General features: G+C 62.7%; 1 pseudogene. It reads left to right on the plus strand.

The annotated features are described in order from the left end of the window. Positions 1-241 (plus strand): annotated as a pseudogene (locus ACPYOG_RS20490) (acetyl-CoA carboxylase biotin carboxylase subunit); the annotation flags it as partial.

The following is a 241-nucleotide window of genomic DNA, read 5'->3' on the forward strand; positions in this document are numbered from 1 at the left end:
ACGCCGAAGACCCGGGCAACAACTTCTTTCCCAGCCCCGGGCGTCTGGAGACCATTGAATGGCCCACTGGCGAGGGAATCCGCGTGGACACGGGTGTGGACACTGGATCCGTGGTGAGTCCATTCTACGACTCCATGCTGGCCAAGTTGATCGTCCACGCGGCGGACCGGGACTCCGCCATCGCCGCCACCCTCGACGCTTTGGACCATGTCCGAATCGAAGGCGGCAAAACAACTGTCCC

This window comes from Leifsonia sp. HAY1-4F, assembly GCF_056755275.1.